Consider the following 16,859-nt stretch of genomic DNA (forward strand, 5'->3'; position numbering starts at 1 on the left):
CGTTCCTGTCCCCGCTCCCCGCTCCCCGCGGCGTCCCGGCCCTACTCCTGCGGTCGTCTCCGCTGCTTTCCGCTCCTCCCGTCCCCCCGCGTCCAAGCCCCCGAAGGTGGTGTCATGCTTCGCCGAGCCCCTGACCTGTGGTTGTTCCTGCTCGTCGCGTTCGGCCTGTCCTGGTTGTTCGCCCTCCCCATCTGGCTGGCGGACGCCTCGACCAGCATGCCCGTGTTCATGGCGATGGGGGTGGCGATGATGTTCACCCCGACGCTCGGAGTCCTCGCCGTCCGGCTGCGCGACAGGCGGCTCGGAGACGCCACCACCAGGCGTGAGTGGGCCGTGCGAACCGGCCTGTCGGCGGGCGGGAGCCGGGGCCGCATGCTCGCACTGGTCGCACTCGCCTGGTTCGGCGTACCCGTGCTGGTCGTCGTCGCGACCGCGCTCAGCGTCGCCTTCGGCCTGCTCTCCGTCGACCTGCGGGAGTTCAGCCTGTTCCGCCAGAGCCTGGCGGCCGCGCCGGGCGGGCCGCCCCCGGTGGAGGTCGGAGTCCTGGTGATCGCGCAGATCGTGTCGATGGTGCTGGTCGCCCCAGTGATCAACTCGATCGCGGCCTTCGGTGAGGAGTGGGGGTGGCGGGGGTGGCTGCTGCCGCGCCTGATGCCGCTCGGCACCTGGCGGGCCCTGCTGGTGTCCGGAGTGATCTGGGGGCTCTGGCACTTCCCGCTCACCCTGCGCGGATACAACTATCCCGAGCTGGGGGCGTGGGCCGCACCGATGTTCATCATCTTCTGCGTGGGCTTCGGAGCCCTGCTCAGCTGGCTCCGCCTCTATTCGGGAAGCGTCTGGCCCGCGGTCGTCGGGCACGGGTCACTGAACGCCTCCGCGGGCCTGGCGATAATCCTCGGTGACGCGGCAGACCCGCCGGTGTTCGTCTTCGCGGGGATCACGGGTCTGGTCGGCTCGGTGTTGCTGGCCGTGGTCTCGGCACTGCTGTTCAAGTACCGTCCGGTCGAGCGATCGGCCCCGGCCACCGTCGCCGCGTGAGAGCCGGGCGAGTGCCCTCTCGCCCTCCTCGTTCGGCCGGCATCCGCTGGACGGGCTCCGCTCGGCCGGCATCCAGTGGACGGGGCGAGAGAGGTCGCGCGCTTCGGTCCTGGTAGAAGGCAAAAAAGGCGGTCAGTTCGTGAGGATCGTGCAGGCCAGCAGGGTCGTCGCGGTGGCGATCTCGACGAGGGCACCGAGCACGTCGCCGGTGACGCCACCGAGCCGCCGTACGGCCCTGCGCCGTACGGCCCAGGCCGCCAGCAGCCCCACGAGCATGGCGAGGGGGAGTCCCCAGGGGGCGAGGAACGGCCCCAGGCCCGTCACGGGAATCACATCGGTGATGCCCGTCAGGTCGCCGGTTTCCATGTAGGTGGTGTCCATGTAGGCGAAATAGCCGAATTCGCCGGAGGACCCGGACGGGGAGCCGGAAGTCCACGGGCTGAAGGCGCCGATGCCGTGGAGATAGACCAGCGCCGTCGTTCCCACGAGCATCAGCGCGGTCACGATCACCGCGACGCTCCGCCGCACGGTGCCCGCGACCATCGTGCCGAGTCCGTCGGGGCGTGCCGGAGGGATGCCCCGACGGCAGGCCCAGGTGAGGGCGAGCCGTCCGGCGGTGCAGGCCGCGACCAGGATGATCGCGCCCGCGCCCGCTCCGGCATAGGTGACGGCCTCCTGCAGGGCCGCCACCTGGACCAGCAGGACGAGAATCAGCGTCACCACGCCGAAGGGACCGATGTCCGACCGCTTCATGATCTCCAGCGCCCGCTCGGCGGGCTTGGCGCTGCCCAGCCCGTCGGCGAGGTCGGCCAGCCCGTCCAGGTGCAGACCCCTGGTGAACAGCGCGACGGCCGCCACGGCCAGCACCGACGCCGGAAGCGGCGTCACCCCCAGCCCCACGGAGATCACCAGCGTCATCCCGCCGCAGGCCCCGATCACCGCTCCCACCAGAGGGGCCACCGCCATCGCGATCCCCCCTGCCCGGCGGTCGACCACCCCGGGACGAACCGGGAACACGCTCAGAGTTCCGATCGCGAGACGCACTCCGTCGGTGAAGCCGGACGGGCCGTCCTCGGGCGGGGGCGAGGGCTGGGACATGACCGACGATCGTAGTTCTTGCGGCTCCTGGCGCGGTGCCCGCATCCGTTCACCGTTCTTGGTGACTCCTCCGCTCCCTGAAGGGAGCGGCTTCTCGCTTTCCTCGGTCGAGGTAGGCGACGGCCAAGCCCTGACCGTTTCAAACACAGGAACGGTAACAGGGAAGCGATTCACCTGCCAGGTAAACCTGGCAGTCCCCTCGCTAAGAATGATGGGTCAGAGGGGGAGGGGGAGGAGACGGCCGGAGACGACGAGGGTGACGTCCTCCGACTCCAGGGCGAGGCGCTGGTTCAGGCGGCCGAGGGTGTCACGGAACATCCGCCCGCCGGCGGTGTCGGGCACCAGGCCGAGACCGACCTCATCGGATACCGCGACGACCCGGGAGCGGGTCTGCCTCCAGGCCGCCACCAGGTCGTCGCACCGGGCGGCGACAGCCTCCATGGCGCCGGGGGTGTTGTCGCCCGCTCCGCCCGGCCAGGCGTCGCATTCGTCGAAGACCGCGGCCACCCAGGTGCCGAGCCCGTCGATCAGCAGTGGGGTGTCGGCGGACCGCAGCAACCCGGACAGGCCGATGGTCTCGGCGGTGCGCCAGTGGGCGGGCCTTCGGTCGCGATGTGCCCGGACCCGGCGCAGCCACTCGAGATCGCCGTCGCCGGACGGGCCGGTCGCGACGTAGAGCACCTCGGGCTCGGCCGCCAGCCGCAGTTCGGCCTCCGCCGACTTGCCCGACCGGCTTCCCCCGAGCAGCAGGGTTCTCCTGGGCGGGGGAGCCGGAGCGGGAGGGGGCTCGCTCGTGTCGACCACTGTGCCGTCCGGTACGACGCGCACTCCCCACAGCGCGGCCCGCCGGGTCAGTTCCGTCTCCGTCGGCACCCGGTGGTCGACATCGACGGCCACCACGTGCGTCCGCTCGCCGACCAGACCTCGCCGGCGCAGGTCCCCGAGCCGTTCTGGCCGGTCCAGCACGTCCAGCAGCACCAGGTCCAGCGTCCGCTCACCCCGCTCGTCATCTGAAGACCCACCGCGCGGAGAGTCGCCGTACGGGGGTGGGAGGGGCGGGGAGGAAGCGGCGTAGAGGACGCGCCGGCCGCCGGGGGTGGTGACGGTGAGGCCGTCCGGGCCGGGCGAGGCGCGGTAGCCGGGCGGGAGCGGGCCGGACAGCGGCAGCCGCACGGGGCCGTTGGGCGGCATCGAACGGTTGGACGTCATCGGGTCGTCGGGGGTCGTCGAACCGCCGAGTGCGGCCGGGCCGCCGGAGACCGTCGAAGTGTCGGGCGCTGCCGGGGCGTCGGGCGAAGGGGAGCCGCAGAAAGGCAGGGGGCCACCCACTGCCACCGAGACGTCGAGCAACACGGAGGTGGCGCGACGACCCGGTGTGACACGGGCGCAGGAGGCACACCCGCAGTCCGGGGACGGCCACCCGCCGGCGCCCGCCGTGCCGGAGATCAGAACCTTCACATCCGGTCTCCTGTCGTGTCGAAAGGCTGGTCGAGAAACTGCGGGCCACCCGCCTCCGGGAGGAGGCGGGTGGCGTACAGGGAGGTGGGGGAGGTCCGGCGGTGAAGCGCGGCCATCGTACGGGGAGGTGGGGGACGTCCCGGCGGTGCAGTGCGGTCATCGTGTTCCTCATCGGTTGTGGGAGTAAGCCATCCGGCAGGTTCCCGGTGGCGGCCGCCGACAGGTGAACACTCCGGTGTCCTGGACCTTGAGTCCTGCTTTCAGCCGGAAACTCCCACCTTCGGCCGTGGGGAGGAAATCAAGATCTCGCCTTCATGCCCGGGAGTGCCCGGGAGAGGTAGGGTTCGCTGAGGCCGCCGAGGGGCACCGGCAGGACCTGCGAGAAGGAGCTGTGGCATGACGTGGCGCTGGCGTTACGAAGACGCGAATGGTGGCGAGGTGGTCGAAGGCGTTTCGCCCTCCGACACGTTCCCGAGCCAGGCGGACGCCGAGTCGTGGCTGGGTGAAAGCTGGCGTGAGCTGCTGGAGGCCGGGGTCGAGAGAGTCACCCTGATCGAAGGCGAACGTGTCGAGTACGAGGGAATGTCGCTGCGCCCTGAATGAGCGCCCTGAATGACCCGGGTGAACGGAAACCCTTCGGCTCCTCGACGAAGAACGAGGGCCGAAGGGTTTTTTGCCGCTAGGGGCGACGCTCGGGGCTCACGGTCTTGGCGGGGTCGCGCTCGACGACCGGGCCAAGGATGTCGTCGATCTTCTTCAGCACCTCGGACTCCAGCTTGACCCCGGAGGCCTTGACGTTGTCGCGGACCTGCTCGGGCCTGCTGGCCCCCACGATGGCCGAGGCCACGTTGGGGTTCTGCAGCACCCAGGCGACCGCGAGCTGGGCCATGGTCAGGCCGAGGTCGGCGGCGATCGGCTCCAGCTGCTGGACGCGGGTGAGCACGTCGTCGTTGAGCATCCGGGCGATGAAGTTGCCCCCGGTGGGGTCGGTGGCACGCGAACCGGCGGGGGGCGGCTGCCCCGGCCGGTACTTGCCGGTGAGCACGCCCTGGGCGATGGGGGAGAAGACGACCTGGCCGACGCCCTCCTTCTCGCTCAGCGGCACGATCTCGGTCTCGATGACCCGCCACAGCATGGAGTACTGGGGCTGGTTGGAGACCAGGCGGTCGAAGCCCATCTCGTCGGCGATCTTCAGCGCCCGGCCGATCTGGTCGGCGGTCCACTCGCTGACGCCGACGTAGAGGACCTTGCCCTGGCGTACGAGATCGTCGAAGGTCTTGAGGGTCTCCTCAAGCGGTGTCTCGTTGTCGAAGCGGTGCGCCTGGTACAGGTCGACGTAGTCGGTCTGCAGGCGGCGCAGCGAGCCGTGCAGCGACTCGGTGATGTGCTTGCGTGAGAGCCCTCGGTCGTTGGGGCCGGGTCCGGTCGGCCAGTAGACCTTGGTGAAGATCTCCAGGGACTCGCGGCGGACTCCGGAGAGGGCGCGGCCGAGCACCTCCTCCGCCTTGGTGCCCGCGTACACGTCGGCGGTGTCGAAGGTGGTGATCCCCTCGTCGAGTGCTGCCTGCACGCACTGCTTGGCGGCGTCCTCCTCTACCTGGGAACCGTGTGTGATCCAGTTGCCGTAGCTGATCTCGCTGACCATGAGACCGCTGCGGCCAAGGTGGCGGAATTCCATGGTTCGAGATTAGTAGGCGCCATGCTTCGCGATGACCCGGGATACCTCGCCGGACGTGTTGCGGTTGATCACTGTTCGGAAGGTACGGCTCGCGCTCGCCGTCGCGGCGCCGGCGGCCGTCGTGGCGGTCGCCCGCCTGTGGCGGTGAGCGGAGACGGACGCCGGAAGAGCCGCTGGACGAGGTCACCCGGCTGGAACCAGGAGGGCGGAATCGTCCGGGGAGGCCCTTTTTGCGGGAGGCCGGGGAGGCCCTTCTGGCGGGAGGGATGCGAAGAGCCCCGTCCCCTCCATGGAGGGGACGGGGCTCGGGGACGGACGCGCTCGGCCGCGGTGCTCCTCGGGTCGGGCTCCGCCGTCAGTTCTTCGGCGGGACGGGCTTGCCGCCGGGCAGCACGGCGGGCGGCGGGAAGCGCAGCTTGCGGATCTGCAGCGCGCGCATGGCGGCGTAGAAGCCGACGCCCTTGAGGTTCTCGTTGGGGAACTTCTCGGCGGCGAGGTTCTTCACCTTCCAGGCCACCCAGATCGAGGTGAGCAGCACGGTGACCATCATGAGCGGCCAGCCGACCGTGATCACCGCGGCGTAGATGTAACCACGGACCTCAAGGGGGAACGGGATCCAGGTGAGCAGCAGGATGAGAAGGGAGAACGGCAGGAAATACTGGCTGACGAGACGACGGGAGTCGACCCAGTCGCGCGCGAACTTCCTGACGGGTCCCTTGTCGCGGGCGGGGAAGTAGCGCTCGTCGCCGCGCAACATGCCCTCGCGCGCCTTGACGCGTTCGTTGGCCTGACGCTCGCGGAGGTTCTTGTAGGCCTCTTTGCGGTTTTGAGGGGCGTTCACCGGCTGCCGGCGACGGCCTTCGGCGTCCCGTCGCTTGGGTGTGGGACGCCCCTTGCCCGCAGGCTTAGGATCGTTAGCGGAGGCGGGGGAGTCGTCCGCGGTGGTCTGGGTACGTCGGAACACAACGTCAGCCTACCGGGACTGCAACTTAGTGACGCCCCCGCGCGTTATGCGTAGGGTGAACCCTACGGTGGCTCCGGTGCTTTTCGGTGGGGCTGGAATCACTTGGGGTGACCCGAAGCGCACTTGAAGAAGGGGACGGCCGACGCGCATGAGCGTGATGAAGAGACTTTCGCTGATCTTCAGGTCCAAGGCGAACAACGCGTTGGACAAGATGGAGGATCCTCGCGAAACCCTGGACTACTCATATCAGCGACAGCTGGAGCTGTTGCAGAAGGTGCGCCGGGGTGTGGCGGACGTCGCCACCTCGCGCAAGCGCGTGGAGCTCCAGATCAACCAGATCGAGGCGCAGTCGCGCAAGCTTGAGGAGCAGGGCCGTAAAGCGCTCGGGGTCGGCCGTGAGGACCTGGCCCGTGAGGCGTTGACCCGTCGCGGCAGCCTGCAGACCCAGATCGCCGACCTCCGCGTGCAGCACGACAACCTGCAGGCCGAGGAGGAGAAGCTCACCACGGCCTCCCACAGGCTGCAGGCCAAGGTCGACTCCTTCCGTACGAGGAAGGAGACGATCAAGGCGACCTACACCGCCGCCGAGGCGCAGACGCGGATCAACGAGGCCTTCTCCGGCATCTCCGAGGAGATGGGCGACGTGGGCCTGGCGATCCAGCGCGCCGAGGACAAGACCGCCTCCATGCAGGCCCGCGCGGGTGCCATCGACGAGCTGCTGGCCAGCGGCGCGCTCGACGACTTCAGCGGACAGCGCGGCGACGACATCCAGGCCGAGCTCGACCGCATGGGCGGCGGGAACGACGTGGAGCTGGAGATCGCCCGGATGAAGGCCGAGCTGGGTCAGGGCCCCGCGCCGCAGGGCGCGATCACGCCCGGACCGGCTCAGCACCAGCAGCAGCCTCAGCCCCAGCAGCACCAGCAGCCACAACAGCAGCCGCAGTCCAACCAGACTCAGCAGCTGCGCCAGCCGGGGGAGGGCCTGTGATCGTCCGCATCATGGGGGAGGGGCAGATCGACATCGCCCCCGCCGACCTCGACGTGCTGAACGCGCTGGACGCCGAGCTGGAGGCCGCCATCGAGGCCGGCGAGGAGGAGACCTTCCGGGTGCGGCTGCACGCCCTGCTCGACAAGGTCCGTCACGTCGGCAAGGCTCTGCCCGACGACAGCCTGGAGTCCTCGGAGCTGATTTTGCCTCCCGCCGACGCGTCCATGGACGAAGTGCGGGAGATGCTCGGCAACGAAGGACTGATCCCCGGTTAGATTGGGGATATGGCAAAAACCCGGTTTGCCCCGGACCGGGGCCTGACAAGGCGCATGGTGATCACCATGTTCCTGCTCGGGCTGCTCTACGTGACCTTCGTGGCCGTGTTGATCGCGTTGGGCGTCCGGGCCGTCGTGGTGCTCGTGATCGCCGGTGGCATCCTGCTCGTGCAGTACTTCATGTCCGATCGCATCGCGCTGTTCGCGATGCACGGGCGTGTCGTCTCCCCGCAGGAGGCTCCCGAGTTGCACGGCATGATCGACAGATTGTGCGCTCTCGCCGACATGCCCAAGCCGCGGGTGGCGATCGCCGACTCGGACGTCCCGAACGCGTTCGCCACCGGCCGCAACCAGAAGAACTCCGTGGTCTGCGTGACCACGGGGTTGCTGCGGCGCGTCGACAGGGGCGAGCTGGAGGGCGTGCTGGCCCACGAGATGTCCCACGTGGCCCACCGCGATGTCGCGGTCATGACGATCGCGTCCTTCCTCGGCATCGTCGCCGGGCTCATGACCAGGGTCGCGCTCTACAGCGGCCTGGGCGGACGCGGGCGCGACGACAGGGGCGGCCTGCCGATCGGCCTCATCATCCTGCTCGTCTCGGCTCTGGTGTACGCGGTCAGCTTCCTGCTCACCCGCGCCCTGTCGCGCTACCGCGAACTGGCCGCCGACCGCGCGGGAGCGCTGCTCACCCAGCGTCCCTCCGCCCTGGCCAGCGCCCTCGTCAAGATCAGCGGTGAGATGGCCCGCATCCCGACGAGGGATCTGCGCGAGGCCGAGCCGTTCAACGCCTTCTTCTTCGCGCCGGCCCTGTCCGGCAAGGCGGGCCTGTCCGCCCTCTTCGCGACCCACCCGCCGCTGAACCAGCGCCTGGACCAGCTCAACAGGATCTCCACCCAGCTCGGGCAGGGTGGATGACCGGACGCGCGGACAGGCGCGCCGGGCCGCGGAGGGACGAGACGAAGGAGTGATCGATGCGCTGGTGGAACGTGCTGATGGGGCGCAGCGAACCGGCCAAGGCCGACCTGGACGCGCTGTTCGCGCTGCCCTCGGCCGCGGTGACTCTGCAGGCCGCCACCGGCCTGGCACCGACGGGCGTGGGGGCGGTCTGCTTCCGCTCGGCCGAGGGTGGGGCGTTCGCCGAGCTGGAGCGCGACATCACCCAGCTGCTGAACGCCGGAGGCGGCCCCCCGGTGGAGATCTCGAAGGACTCCTTCGGCTACACGTGGCTGCTGGTGCGCCGTAGTCCCGACATGCTGGGTGATCTGGTCACGGACCTGCACGCGGTCAACTCCTCCCTTGAGGCGGCGGGTTTCGGCCCCTCCCTGCTCTGCTCGCTCATCTCCTTCACCGACCCCGACGGTCGCGGGCTCGCCCTGGTCTACCTCTACAAGCAGGGCACCTTCTACCCGTTCGCCCCTCTGCCCGCCGAGCATGGGACGGGGCAGACGCAGCGCAGGGACAATGCCCTGGAGCTGCAGGTACGCGGCGCGATCGGCGGCGAGCTGGAGATCGAGCCCGATCTCGGCCGCTGGTTCCCCCTCTGGGGCGCGCCCGGCCTCTGATGAAAGGCCCGCCACGACGTGCCCGCGAGGTGCGCCTGGCCTGGAGAGTTCGCCGCCCCCGGTGACGTGCCCGCGTGGCGCGGTGAAGTGTGCCCGGCCTCCGAGACGTTCGCCCCCCGGCGCCGTGCTCGTGCGACCCGGCGAGGTGCGCCCTGCCTCCTGGAGGTTCTCCCGCGAACCCCTTTCCCGCAAGGCCCTGCCGTGTGACCGGTGAGACGCATGGAGCGTGCCACACCGCCCGTCCGGCTTGCGGTTTGATGTACGTCCTGTGACCCTTTGCCCTCACAATGGGACCGGAAATCATCACGGGAGAAGGGTGTGACCATGGCGGACCTCGTGTCCCTGCGGCCCGGGGATCCCGAGCGGGTGCGGGAGTATCGGCTCACCGCCCGGCTCGGCGAGGGAGGCCAGGGAACGGTCTACCTGGGCGTTTCCCCGACGGGAGCGCGTGTCGCGGTCAAGTTGCTCCGCGCGGATCTCACGCAGGACGAGGAGGCGATGGAACGCTTCGTCCGCGAGGTCAGCACGACCCAGCGTGTCGCGCCCTTCTGCACCGCCGCGGTGATCGAGACGGGTGTCGACGAGCATCGCCCGTACATCGTCAGCGAGTACATCGACGGCCCGACGCTCGACGCGGTCGTGACCGGCGAGGGGCCTCGCGAGGGCGCGGGCCTGCACCGCCTGGCGATCGGCACGGTCACCGCGCTCGTCGCGATCCACCAGGCGGGGATCGTGCACCGCGACTTCAAGCCTTCCAACGTGCTGCTCGCCTCCGACGGCCCCCGAGTGATCGACTTCGGCATCGCCAAGGCGCTCGACCGGACCTCCACGCTGACCGCGATGGCGATCGGAACCCCCTCGTACATGACCCCCGAGCAGCTGGCGGGGGAGAACGCGGGCTCGCCCGCCGACATGTTCGCGTGGGGCTGCACGATGGTCTTCGCGGCCACCGGGCAGCCGCCGTTCGGCACGGACAGCCTTCCGGCGATCTTCAACCGGATCATGAACATGGAGCCGGAGCTGGGAGCGATCGCCGATCCGGCGCTGCGCGACCTGGTCGGGCAGTGCCTGTCCAAGGACCCCACCCAGCGCCCCACCGCGGGTGAGGCGCTGCTGAGGCTGCTCGGCCACGCGGGTGGCCCCGGCGACACGGGCGGCGCGACCGGTGCCGCACTGCCCACCGCGCCGCGCGGCATCCTCGCCGAGGGCTCGGCCGCCGCGGCGCAGCGGACCGGCCCCGGTGGACATCCGGGCGGGAACGATCCTGAGCACACCGCGTACGGGCAGCGGCGTCCGCAGGGCGAGGGGGAGCAGTGGCAGCACTCGGGGCCACAGCCTTATCCCCAGCAGAGCGGGCCCGGCGTGGGCTACCCGATGGGGGGTCCGCAGGGCGGCCCCGCCGGTCATGTCCCGCACCTCCAGCAGTCGAATCCGCACGGTCATGTCCCGAATCCCCAGCAGTCCGATCCGCGCGGTCAGGTTCCGTATTCTCAGCATCCTCAGCAGTCGGACCCGCGCGGCCACGCCCAGCAGTCCGGGCCGCACGGTTACCCGCAGCAGGAGCCGCCCACGCGGCACTTCCCCGGCGGGTACCCCGGCGACGGCTACGCGGGCGGCTACCCCCCGCAGGGCCCCGGGCATCCGCAGCCCGGATATCCGGGACATCCCGGACCCCAGTCCTACGGTGCTCCCGCGACCTTCCCCTCCTCCGCGGGTCCCCGGTACCAGAACCCCGGGGCGCCGACGTACCCGGGGCAGTCGGCCCCCGCGCGGCGCGGGCGCAAGATGTGGCCGGCGATCGTGGGGGGCGTGCTGGTCACCGCGCTCGTGGCCGGGGGCGTCGTACTGGCGACGCGCGGCACCAAGGAGACGCCGGGGGGTGCGCAGGCGGGCAGCACGAGGGGCGTGAGCACCCCCACGCCCACCCCCACCGTCCCGACGGTGCCGCAGGACACGAGCACGATCAAGCTGCCCGGCAGCTCGATCACCCTTCACGAGAGCACGCAGGACCCGATCAAGCTGAGCTCCTACAGCCTGGAGTGGGACAAGACCCTCTACGTTCGTCAACAGGGCACCGAACGGTTCGTCAAGAACGGCAAGTACTTCCAGTACACGGTCAACGCCGAGGGCACCCAGGCGCTGGGCACCGACCGGGTCTATGACACGGACAGTTACGCGGTCGTCTCGGTCATCGACCATCGATCCGGTGCGGCGACTAGGATCAGGGTCACCAAGGCGCCGGTCTACCCGACGTTGCCGCAGTGGTCACCGGACGGCAAGCGCGGTCTGGTCACCCTCTACGAGGCGGCCGGCGACACCAGCAAGGAGTACGGCTTCGCGATCATCGACGTCGCCACGAAGAAGGCGAGGGTCGTCCGCGTGAAGGAGAAGGACGCCGGCACGTGGAGTTATTTCTGGAGGGGCGACGGCCGGGCCGTCGGCACCTGGGCGCTCACCGGCAAGACCCAGCGCATCCGCTTCTACGACACCCAGGGCACCGTGCTGCAGACCCTGCTGGACGTGGGCACCCCGATCACGGTCGAGGGCGACGACATCTCGCCGTCCGGCTCCTCCCTGCTGACGTACTGCAAGGAGAGCAAGAAGGAGATCTGCGTCTGGTCCACCGGCTCCGACGCACCCGCGAAGGTCAGGATCCCGTTCGAGACGGAACGGCTCATCGGCTGGTACGACGACGAGCACATCGCGGGCTGGCGGCGCAAGGGCTCCGGCTACGAGGCGGTGGTGTTCGACTTCAAGGGGAAGGCGCAGCGGGTGCTGGCCACCAGCACCGACGCCAAGGAGTACGAGAAGCAGTTCATGCGCTTCACGCGAGAGGGCTGACATGAGGGAGTGGACCCACGCCGAGCACACCGCGGCCGCCGCCGCGGAGATCACCCGGATGGCCGACGTCCTGCGCGGACGTGACCTGTCCGTTTCCGTGCTCACCTGTCCAGGCTGGGATCTGGCGAGGCTCACCGCCCACACCGGAGGCGTGCATCGGTGGGTGGCCGCCATGGTGCGGGACCTGGCCGAGAGGCGCCACGACCGCGACGGCATGGACATGGGCCTGCCCGCCGACCCGGCCGGATATGCCGCCTGGCTCGGCGAGGGCGCCTCCTTCCTGCCCGAGGCGCTGCTGTCGCGGGATCCACAGGCGCCGATGTGGTCCTGGGGAGGGGAGAGGCGGGTGCGGTTCTGGTCGAGGCGGATGCTGCACGAGACCCTGGTGCACCGGGTGGACGCCGAGCTCGCGCTGGGCGTCCCAATCGCGATCGACGAGCACGTGGCGGCCGACGGGGTCGAGGAGTTTCTCGACGTCCTGCCGCATGTGAAGTGGAACCCGGACGTGGCCGAGATCAGGGGCGGTGGTGAGACGATCTCGCTGCAGGCCGACACCGGAGCCGGGTGGGTGATCACTCTCGACCCCGACCGCTTCCACTACCACCGGTCCCTGCAACCGGGCACCGTGACCGTGCTCGCCGCCACGTCGGCCGACCTGCTCCAGGTCGTGTGGGGACGCCGCAGCCCCGACGACTACGCGATCGAGGGGGACGGCGGGCTGCTGGGCTGGTGGCGAGGGCTCGCCCGGATCTAGGCTCACCCGGTTTCCCGGGCAGGTCCCCGATCTGGAGGGGGAAGGCAAAACAGCCGTCCGAGGTTCGGCCAAGACACGACAGGGAGCGCACGGGGCTCGCCGCCGTGATCACGGTCCCGTGGTGTCATGACTTCATGATCAAGATGTCTCAGGCGATCACCTCGGCGGTGCTCGTCACCACGGGACTGTGCTTCGCCGGTCTGTCCGGCGGCGCCGCGCTCGCGGACTCCGGTTCCTCCGTAATGACCGTGGAGGGGAGCCGCCCTCAGATCACGGTCGTGGGAGAGGGCAGCGTGTCCACCACCCCCGACATCATGCGACTGGACACCGGCGTCGAGGTGCGCCGTCCCACCCCCGGTGAGGCTTTCACCGCGGCCCGTGCCGCCGCCGCCGACCTGACGCATGCGCTGCTCGCGGCCGGGGTCGCGCCGAAGGACCTGCGGACCGACGAGCTCACCCTCGCCCCCGAGTACAAGGACTACCCCACGATCTCCGGATACCGGGCCACGCAGGGCGTCGAGGCCGTGGTACGCGACCTCGACAAGGCGGACGACGTGGTGGACGCGGCGGCCGCCGCCGGAGAGGCGGTCCGGTTCGACGGCGTCACCTTCGAGGTGTCCGACAACCGTGTGCCGCTCAGGCTGGCGCGCGACATCGCGTTCAGGGACGCGAAGAGCCGTGCCACGCAGTACGCCAGGCTCGCGGGCCGCGGGCTCGGCCGCGTCATGGAGATCACCGAGCAGAACGTCACCCCGCCGACGCCGTTCGTCGGTTTCGCCGCGGCCGTCGACAGGTCGTCGATCAGCCCCGGCCGCAAGAACGTCTCCGTCAGCGTCAGGGTGGTCTACGAGCTCGAATAGGCCCCGCTCACGCGGTGCTCCCCCGACCCCGGGTACGCGACAGGTCCCCGGCACGCGACGGGCCCCGGCGGGTCACCACCCGCCGGGGCCCGTCCATCTTGAGGTCCCTGAGGTCCCTGAGGTCCCTGAGGTCCCTGAGGTCAGGGTGGAGCCGCAGGGACCCTCAAGCCCGGCAGGATCAGAGATCGTGAGACCTTCCCCGGCCGGGGCCTCGCCACGAGGTCAGGGCAGGGCCAGCATCCGGTCCAGGGCGACCCCGGCCCAGTGGGTGGTGTCGGCGTCCACGGTGATCTGGTTGACGACCTGGCCGGAGGCGAGCGACTCCAGCGCCCACACCAGGTGTGGAAGGTCGATCCGGTTCATCGTCGAGCAGTAGCAGACCGTCCGGTCCAGGAACGTCACGTTCTTGTCGGGGAACATGGCGCCGAGCCGCTTGACCAGGTTCAGCTCGGTGCCCACCGCCCAGGAGGATCCGGCCGGAGCCTCCTCGATCTTCTTGATGATGTACTCGGTCGAACCGACGTGGTCGGCCTTGGTGACGACCTCGTGCCTGCATTCGGGGTGGACCAGCACGTTGACGCCGGGGATGCGGGCGCGGACGTCGTCCACGCACTCGGGGCTGAAGCGGCCGTGCACCGAGCAGTGCCCCTTCCACAGGATCATCTTGGCGTTCCCGAGCTGCTCGGCGGTGAGGCCGCCGTTCGGCCGGTGCGGGTTGTAGACGACGCAGTCCTCCAGCGACAGGCCCATCTCCAGCACCGCGGTGTTGCGGCCCAGGTGCTGGTCGGGGAGGAAGAGCACCTTCTCCCCGCGTGAGAAGGCCCACTCCAGGGCGCGCCTGGCGTTGGAGGAGGTGCACACGGCACCGCCGTTGCGCCCGCAGAACGCCTTGATGTCGGCGCTGGAGTTCATGTAGGTGACGGGGACGGTGATTCCGGCGATCCCCGCGTCCTCCAGGGCCTCCCAGCACTCCTCGACCTGGTCGAAGGTGGCCATGTCGGCCATCGAGCATCCCGCCGCGAGGTCGGGCAGGACGACCTTCTGGGAGTCCGACGTGAGGATGTCGGCGGATTCGGCCATGAAGTGCACACCGCAGAAGACGATGTACTCGGCGTCGGGCCGGGCCGCGGCCTCCTTCGCGAGTTTGAACGAGTCGCCCGTCACGTCGGCGAACTGGATGACCTCGTCGCGCTGGTAGTGGTGGCCCAGCACGAAGACCCTGTCGCCGAGTGCCGCCTTCGCCCTCCTGGCGCGCTCGACGAGCGCCGGATCGGAAGCGGACGGCAGCTCGCCGGGACAGTCGACGCCGCGCTCGCTGTGCGGGTCGATCCCCCTGCCGAGGACGAAGAGCGGAAGCCCGGTCTCGGTGGTCGTCACGGCCACACCCCCTTATCGTCTAAGTGACGACTAATGATGACACACAGGATTGGGGCTTTATTCCGGGGGAGGGGTCTTTGTCCAAAGGTGGATGGTTCTGGCGGCTGAGGAATGTGTGCCGAGGGACGGGTGTTGGTAGCGTCTGAGAAGGACGTCAAAAAAGACAGCCGTTCCCGGGGAGCGGCCGACGCAGACGCGGGAGTCACCAACATGTCGGTTGAGAGCAGCGAGACCACGGCGCAGGGCCTGATCCTCAGTTCCGCGGCCGCGGCGAAGGTCAAGAGCCTGCTGGAGCAGCAGGGCGAGGAAGGTCTCCAGCTGCGCGTGGCCGTGCAGCCCGGCGGCTGTTCCGGCCTGCGCTACCAGCTCTTCTTCGACGACCGTTCGATGGACGGCGACGTCGTCTCCGACTTCGACGGCGTGAGCGTGGTCACCGACCGGATGAGCGCCCCCTACCTCGTGGGCGCCACCGTCGACTTCGTCGACACGATCGAGAAGCAGGGCTTCACGATCGACAACCCCAACGCCACCGGCTCGTGCGCCTGCGGCGACTCGTTCAACTAGGCGAGTTACCCGCGAGTCGGGCAAGCGAGAATGTCCCGCCCCGCGGGGGTGACATTGGTCACCCCCGCGGGGCTTTCGCATGCGCGGCCGGGATAGCACGCTGACACGAGCGGGACGCGAGCAAGGTCGCGTATTCTTGCGTGGCTCATCTTCCCGCGTGGACCAACCGCCCGCGTTCCCAGAGATGCTGACAACGAGGAGAAGAACCCCGTGCGCATCGCCGTCACCGGCTCAATCGCGACCGACCAACTGATGACCTTTCCCGGCCGCTTCAGTGACCAGCTCATCGCCGATCAGCTTCACCGGGTCTCCCTGTCGTTCCTCGTGGACGACCTGCAGGTCCGCCGCGGCGGCTGCGCGGCCAACATCGCGTTCGGAATGGGCTGCCTGGGCCTCAGGCCCGTCCTGGTCGGCGCGGTCGGCTCCGACTTCGCCGACTACCGCTCCTGGCTGGAGCGCCATGGCGTCGACTGCGAGTCCATCCACATCTCCGAGACGCACCACACCGCGCGCTTCCTGTGTACGACCGACGAGGACCACAACCAGATCGCCTCGTTCTACACCGGCGCGATGGCCGAGGCCCGCCTCATCGAGCTCGGCCCGGTGGCCCAGCGGATCGGTGGCCTGGACCTGGTGCTGATCAGCCCCAACGACCCCGAGGCGATGCTCAGGCACACCGCCGAGGCGCGCCAGCGCGCGATCCCGTTCGCGGCCGATCCCTCCCAGCAGCTCGCCCGTATGCCCGGGGAGCAGATCCGTGAGCTGGTCGACGGCGCCGCCTATCTGTTCGGCAACGACTACGAGAAGGGCATGATCGAGCAGAAGACCGGCTGGAGCGACGAGGAGATCCTCGGCAGGGTCGGCGTCCGCGTCACCACGCTCGGTCCCAAGGGCGTCGTCATCGACCGCAAGGGCGAGCCGTCCCTGCACGTCCCCTCGGCGCCCGAGCTCGGCAAGGTCGACCCCACCGGCGTCGGCGACGCCTTCCGTTCCGGTTTCCTCGCCGCCCTGGCCTGGGGGCTGTCCCTGGAGCGCTGCGGCCAGGTCGGCAACCTCACCGCCACCCACGTCCTGGAGCGTGTCGGCGGCCAGGAGTACGAGCTCGGCCAGAAGGTCTTCCTGGAGCGCCTCGCCGACGCCTACGGCGCCGACGCCGCGGCCGAGGTGGCCGCCTTCGTGAAGTGCCACCACGCCTGAGCCGCCACGCCTGAGCCACCGCGCCTGAGCCACCACGAGCCACCAGGCCTGTGACGCTCCTCCCGAGTCGCCACGGCCGTGACCGTCATCCCTGAGCCGTCACGGCCGCGACGCCTCCTCTGAGCCGTTGTGTCGCGGCGGTTCTTCGGGCCCATGTCTTTCCCGGGCACCGTGTTCGAGCCGCCGATCGGACCACCGGCCGGGC

Annotated in this window: 16 protein-coding genes; 11 read left to right on the plus strand and 5 right to left on the minus strand. The window is 69.8% G+C overall.

Features of this window, described 5'->3' with window-relative positions:
• Positions 1 to 114 precede the first annotated feature (114 nt).
• A complete protein-coding gene (locus tag ACIBH4_RS29525; RefSeq protein ID WP_362502078.1) occupies positions 115 to 1,038 on the plus strand; it encodes a CPBP family intramembrane glutamic endopeptidase in 924 nt (307 codons plus the stop codon).
• A 132-nt stretch (positions 1,039 to 1,170) separates the two neighbouring features.
• On the opposite strand, the gene ACIBH4_RS29530 is transcribed toward ACIBH4_RS29525, so the two are convergent.
• Positions 1,171 to 2,136: an adenosylcobinamide-GDP ribazoletransferase gene (locus ACIBH4_RS29530; protein ID WP_362765146.1), complete on the minus strand. Its 966-nt coding sequence runs from the start codon at positions 2,134 to 2,136 to the stop codon at positions 1,171 to 1,173.
• 216 nt (positions 2,137 to 2,352) lie between these two features.
• Entirely contained in the window at positions 2,353 to 3,594 is a 1,242-nt protein-coding gene (locus tag ACIBH4_RS29535) for a bifunctional adenosylcobinamide kinase/adenosylcobinamide-phosphate guanylyltransferase (RefSeq protein WP_362502082.1), read from the minus strand.
• A 396-nt stretch (positions 3,595 to 3,990) separates the two neighbouring features.
• Here ACIBH4_RS29535 and ACIBH4_RS29540 point away from each other — a divergent pair, with 396 nt between their 5' ends.
• Positions 3,991 to 4,197, plus strand: coding sequence for a hypothetical protein (locus ACIBH4_RS29540; RefSeq protein WP_350947453.1), 207 nt, complete (start codon positions 3,991 to 3,993; stop codon positions 4,195 to 4,197).
• Between the two features lie 76 nt (positions 4,198 to 4,273).
• On the opposite strand, the gene ACIBH4_RS29545 is transcribed toward ACIBH4_RS29540, so the two are convergent.
• Positions 4,274 to 5,272: an aldo/keto reductase family protein gene (locus ACIBH4_RS29545; RefSeq protein ID WP_362502084.1), complete on the minus strand. Its 999-nt coding sequence runs from the start codon at positions 5,270 to 5,272 to the stop codon at positions 4,274 to 4,276.
• A gap of 355 nt (positions 5,273 to 5,627) precedes the next feature.
• Positions 5,628 to 6,236: a DUF3043 domain-containing protein gene (locus tag ACIBH4_RS29550; RefSeq protein WP_362502086.1), complete on the minus strand. Its 609-nt coding sequence runs from the start codon at positions 6,234 to 6,236 to the stop codon at positions 5,628 to 5,630.
• A gap of 148 nt (positions 6,237 to 6,384) precedes the next feature.
• Here ACIBH4_RS29550 and ACIBH4_RS29555 point away from each other — a divergent pair, with 148 nt between their 5' ends.
• From ACIBH4_RS29555 to ACIBH4_RS29585, 7 genes are all read left to right on the plus strand, one after another.
• Complete coding sequence (locus ACIBH4_RS29555; protein WP_362502088.1) at positions 6,385 to 7,224, plus strand: PspA/IM30 family protein; 840 nt, start codon at positions 6,385 to 6,387, stop codon at positions 7,222 to 7,224.
• Positions 7,221 to 7,499: a hypothetical protein gene (locus ACIBH4_RS29560; protein WP_362502090.1), complete on the plus strand. Its 279-nt coding sequence runs from the start codon at positions 7,221 to 7,223 to the stop codon at positions 7,497 to 7,499. The genes ACIBH4_RS29555 and ACIBH4_RS29560 overlap by 4 nt, the downstream gene beginning before the upstream one ends.
• Positions 7,500 to 7,508: 9 nt before the next feature.
• Positions 7,509 to 8,414 carry a zinc metalloprotease HtpX gene (gene htpX / locus ACIBH4_RS29565; RefSeq protein ID WP_362502092.1) on the plus strand — a complete coding sequence of 302 codons (906 nt, stop codon included), beginning with the start codon at positions 7,509 to 7,511 and terminating at the stop codon, positions 8,412 to 8,414.
• A 56-nt stretch (positions 8,415 to 8,470) separates the two neighbouring features.
• Positions 8,471 to 9,061 (plus strand): hypothetical protein, encoded by a 591-nt coding sequence (locus tag ACIBH4_RS29570; protein WP_362502094.1) that lies wholly within the window; start codon positions 8,471 to 8,473, stop codon positions 9,059 to 9,061.
• Positions 9,062 to 9,385: 324 nt separating this feature from the next.
• Positions 9,386 to 11,902, plus strand: a complete 2,517-nt coding sequence (locus tag ACIBH4_RS29575) for a protein kinase (RefSeq protein ID WP_362502096.1) — start codon at positions 9,386 to 9,388, stop codon at positions 11,900 to 11,902.
• 1 nt (position 11,903) lies between these two features.
• Positions 11,904 to 12,656, plus strand: a complete 753-nt coding sequence (locus tag ACIBH4_RS29580) for a maleylpyruvate isomerase family mycothiol-dependent enzyme (RefSeq protein WP_362502098.1) — start codon at positions 11,904 to 11,906, stop codon at positions 12,654 to 12,656.
• Positions 12,657 to 12,790: 134 nt separating this feature from the next.
• The gene (locus ACIBH4_RS29585) at positions 12,791 to 13,516 is read left to right on the plus strand and encodes an SIMPL domain-containing protein (RefSeq protein ID WP_362502100.1); all 726 of its coding nucleotides are present in this window, start codon (positions 12,791 to 12,793) and stop codon (positions 13,514 to 13,516) included.
• A 222-nt stretch (positions 13,517 to 13,738) separates the two neighbouring features.
• Here ACIBH4_RS29585 and nadA read toward each other — a convergent pair whose 3' ends face one another.
• Positions 13,739 to 14,893, minus strand: a complete 1,155-nt coding sequence (gene nadA / locus ACIBH4_RS29590; RefSeq protein ID WP_362502102.1) for a quinolinate synthase NadA — start codon at positions 14,891 to 14,893, stop codon at positions 13,739 to 13,741.
• A gap of 210 nt (positions 14,894 to 15,103) precedes the next feature.
• Here nadA and ACIBH4_RS29595 point away from each other — a divergent pair, with 210 nt between their 5' ends.
• On the plus strand, positions 15,104 to 15,457 hold the full coding sequence (locus ACIBH4_RS29595) for an iron-sulfur cluster assembly accessory protein (RefSeq protein WP_030910261.1): 354 nt from the start codon (positions 15,104 to 15,106) through the stop codon (positions 15,455 to 15,457).
• 210 nt (positions 15,458 to 15,667) lie between these two features.
• Positions 15,668 to 16,654, plus strand: coding sequence for a carbohydrate kinase family protein (locus ACIBH4_RS29600; protein ID WP_362502104.1), 987 nt, complete (start codon positions 15,668 to 15,670; stop codon positions 16,652 to 16,654).
• Positions 16,655 to 16,859 lie beyond the last annotated feature (205 nt).

It is taken from the genome of Streptosporangium sp. NPDC050284, from assembly GCF_044459525.1.
Taxonomy (GTDB): domain Bacteria; phylum Actinomycetota; class Actinomycetes; order Streptosporangiales; family Streptosporangiaceae; genus Streptosporangium.

Excerpts from the sequence above, each read along its gene's own strand:
- ACIBH4_RS29525 (WP_362502078.1), top strand. The coding sequence starts at position 115 with ATGCTTCGCCGAGCCCCTGACCTGTGGTTGTTCCTGCTCGTCGCGTTC.
- ACIBH4_RS29530 (WP_362765146.1), bottom strand. The coding sequence starts at position 2,136 with ATGTCCCAGCCCTCGCCCCCGCCCGAGGACGGCCCGTCCGGCTTCACC.
- ACIBH4_RS29540 (WP_350947453.1), top strand. The coding sequence starts at position 3,991 with ATGACGTGGCGCTGGCGTTACGAAGACGCGAATGGTGGCGAGGTGGTC.
- ACIBH4_RS29545 (WP_362502084.1), bottom strand. The coding sequence starts at position 5,272 with ATGGAATTCCGCCACCTTGGCCGCAGCGGTCTCATGGTCAGCGAGATC.
- ACIBH4_RS29555 (WP_362502088.1), top strand. The coding sequence starts at position 6,385 with ATGAGCGTGATGAAGAGACTTTCGCTGATCTTCAGGTCCAAGGCGAAC.
- htpX (WP_362502092.1), top strand. The coding sequence starts at position 7,509 with ATGGCAAAAACCCGGTTTGCCCCGGACCGGGGCCTGACAAGGCGCATG.
- ACIBH4_RS29570 (WP_362502094.1), top strand. The coding sequence starts at position 8,471 with ATGCGCTGGTGGAACGTGCTGATGGGGCGCAGCGAACCGGCCAAGGCC.
- ACIBH4_RS29575 (WP_362502096.1), top strand. The coding sequence starts at position 9,386 with ATGGCGGACCTCGTGTCCCTGCGGCCCGGGGATCCCGAGCGGGTGCGG.
- ACIBH4_RS29580 (WP_362502098.1), top strand. The coding sequence starts at position 11,904 with ATGAGGGAGTGGACCCACGCCGAGCACACCGCGGCCGCCGCCGCGGAG.
- ACIBH4_RS29585 (WP_362502100.1), top strand. The coding sequence starts at position 12,791 with ATGATCAAGATGTCTCAGGCGATCACCTCGGCGGTGCTCGTCACCACG.
- ACIBH4_RS29595 (WP_030910261.1), top strand. The coding sequence starts at position 15,104 with ATGTCGGTTGAGAGCAGCGAGACCACGGCGCAGGGCCTGATCCTCAGT.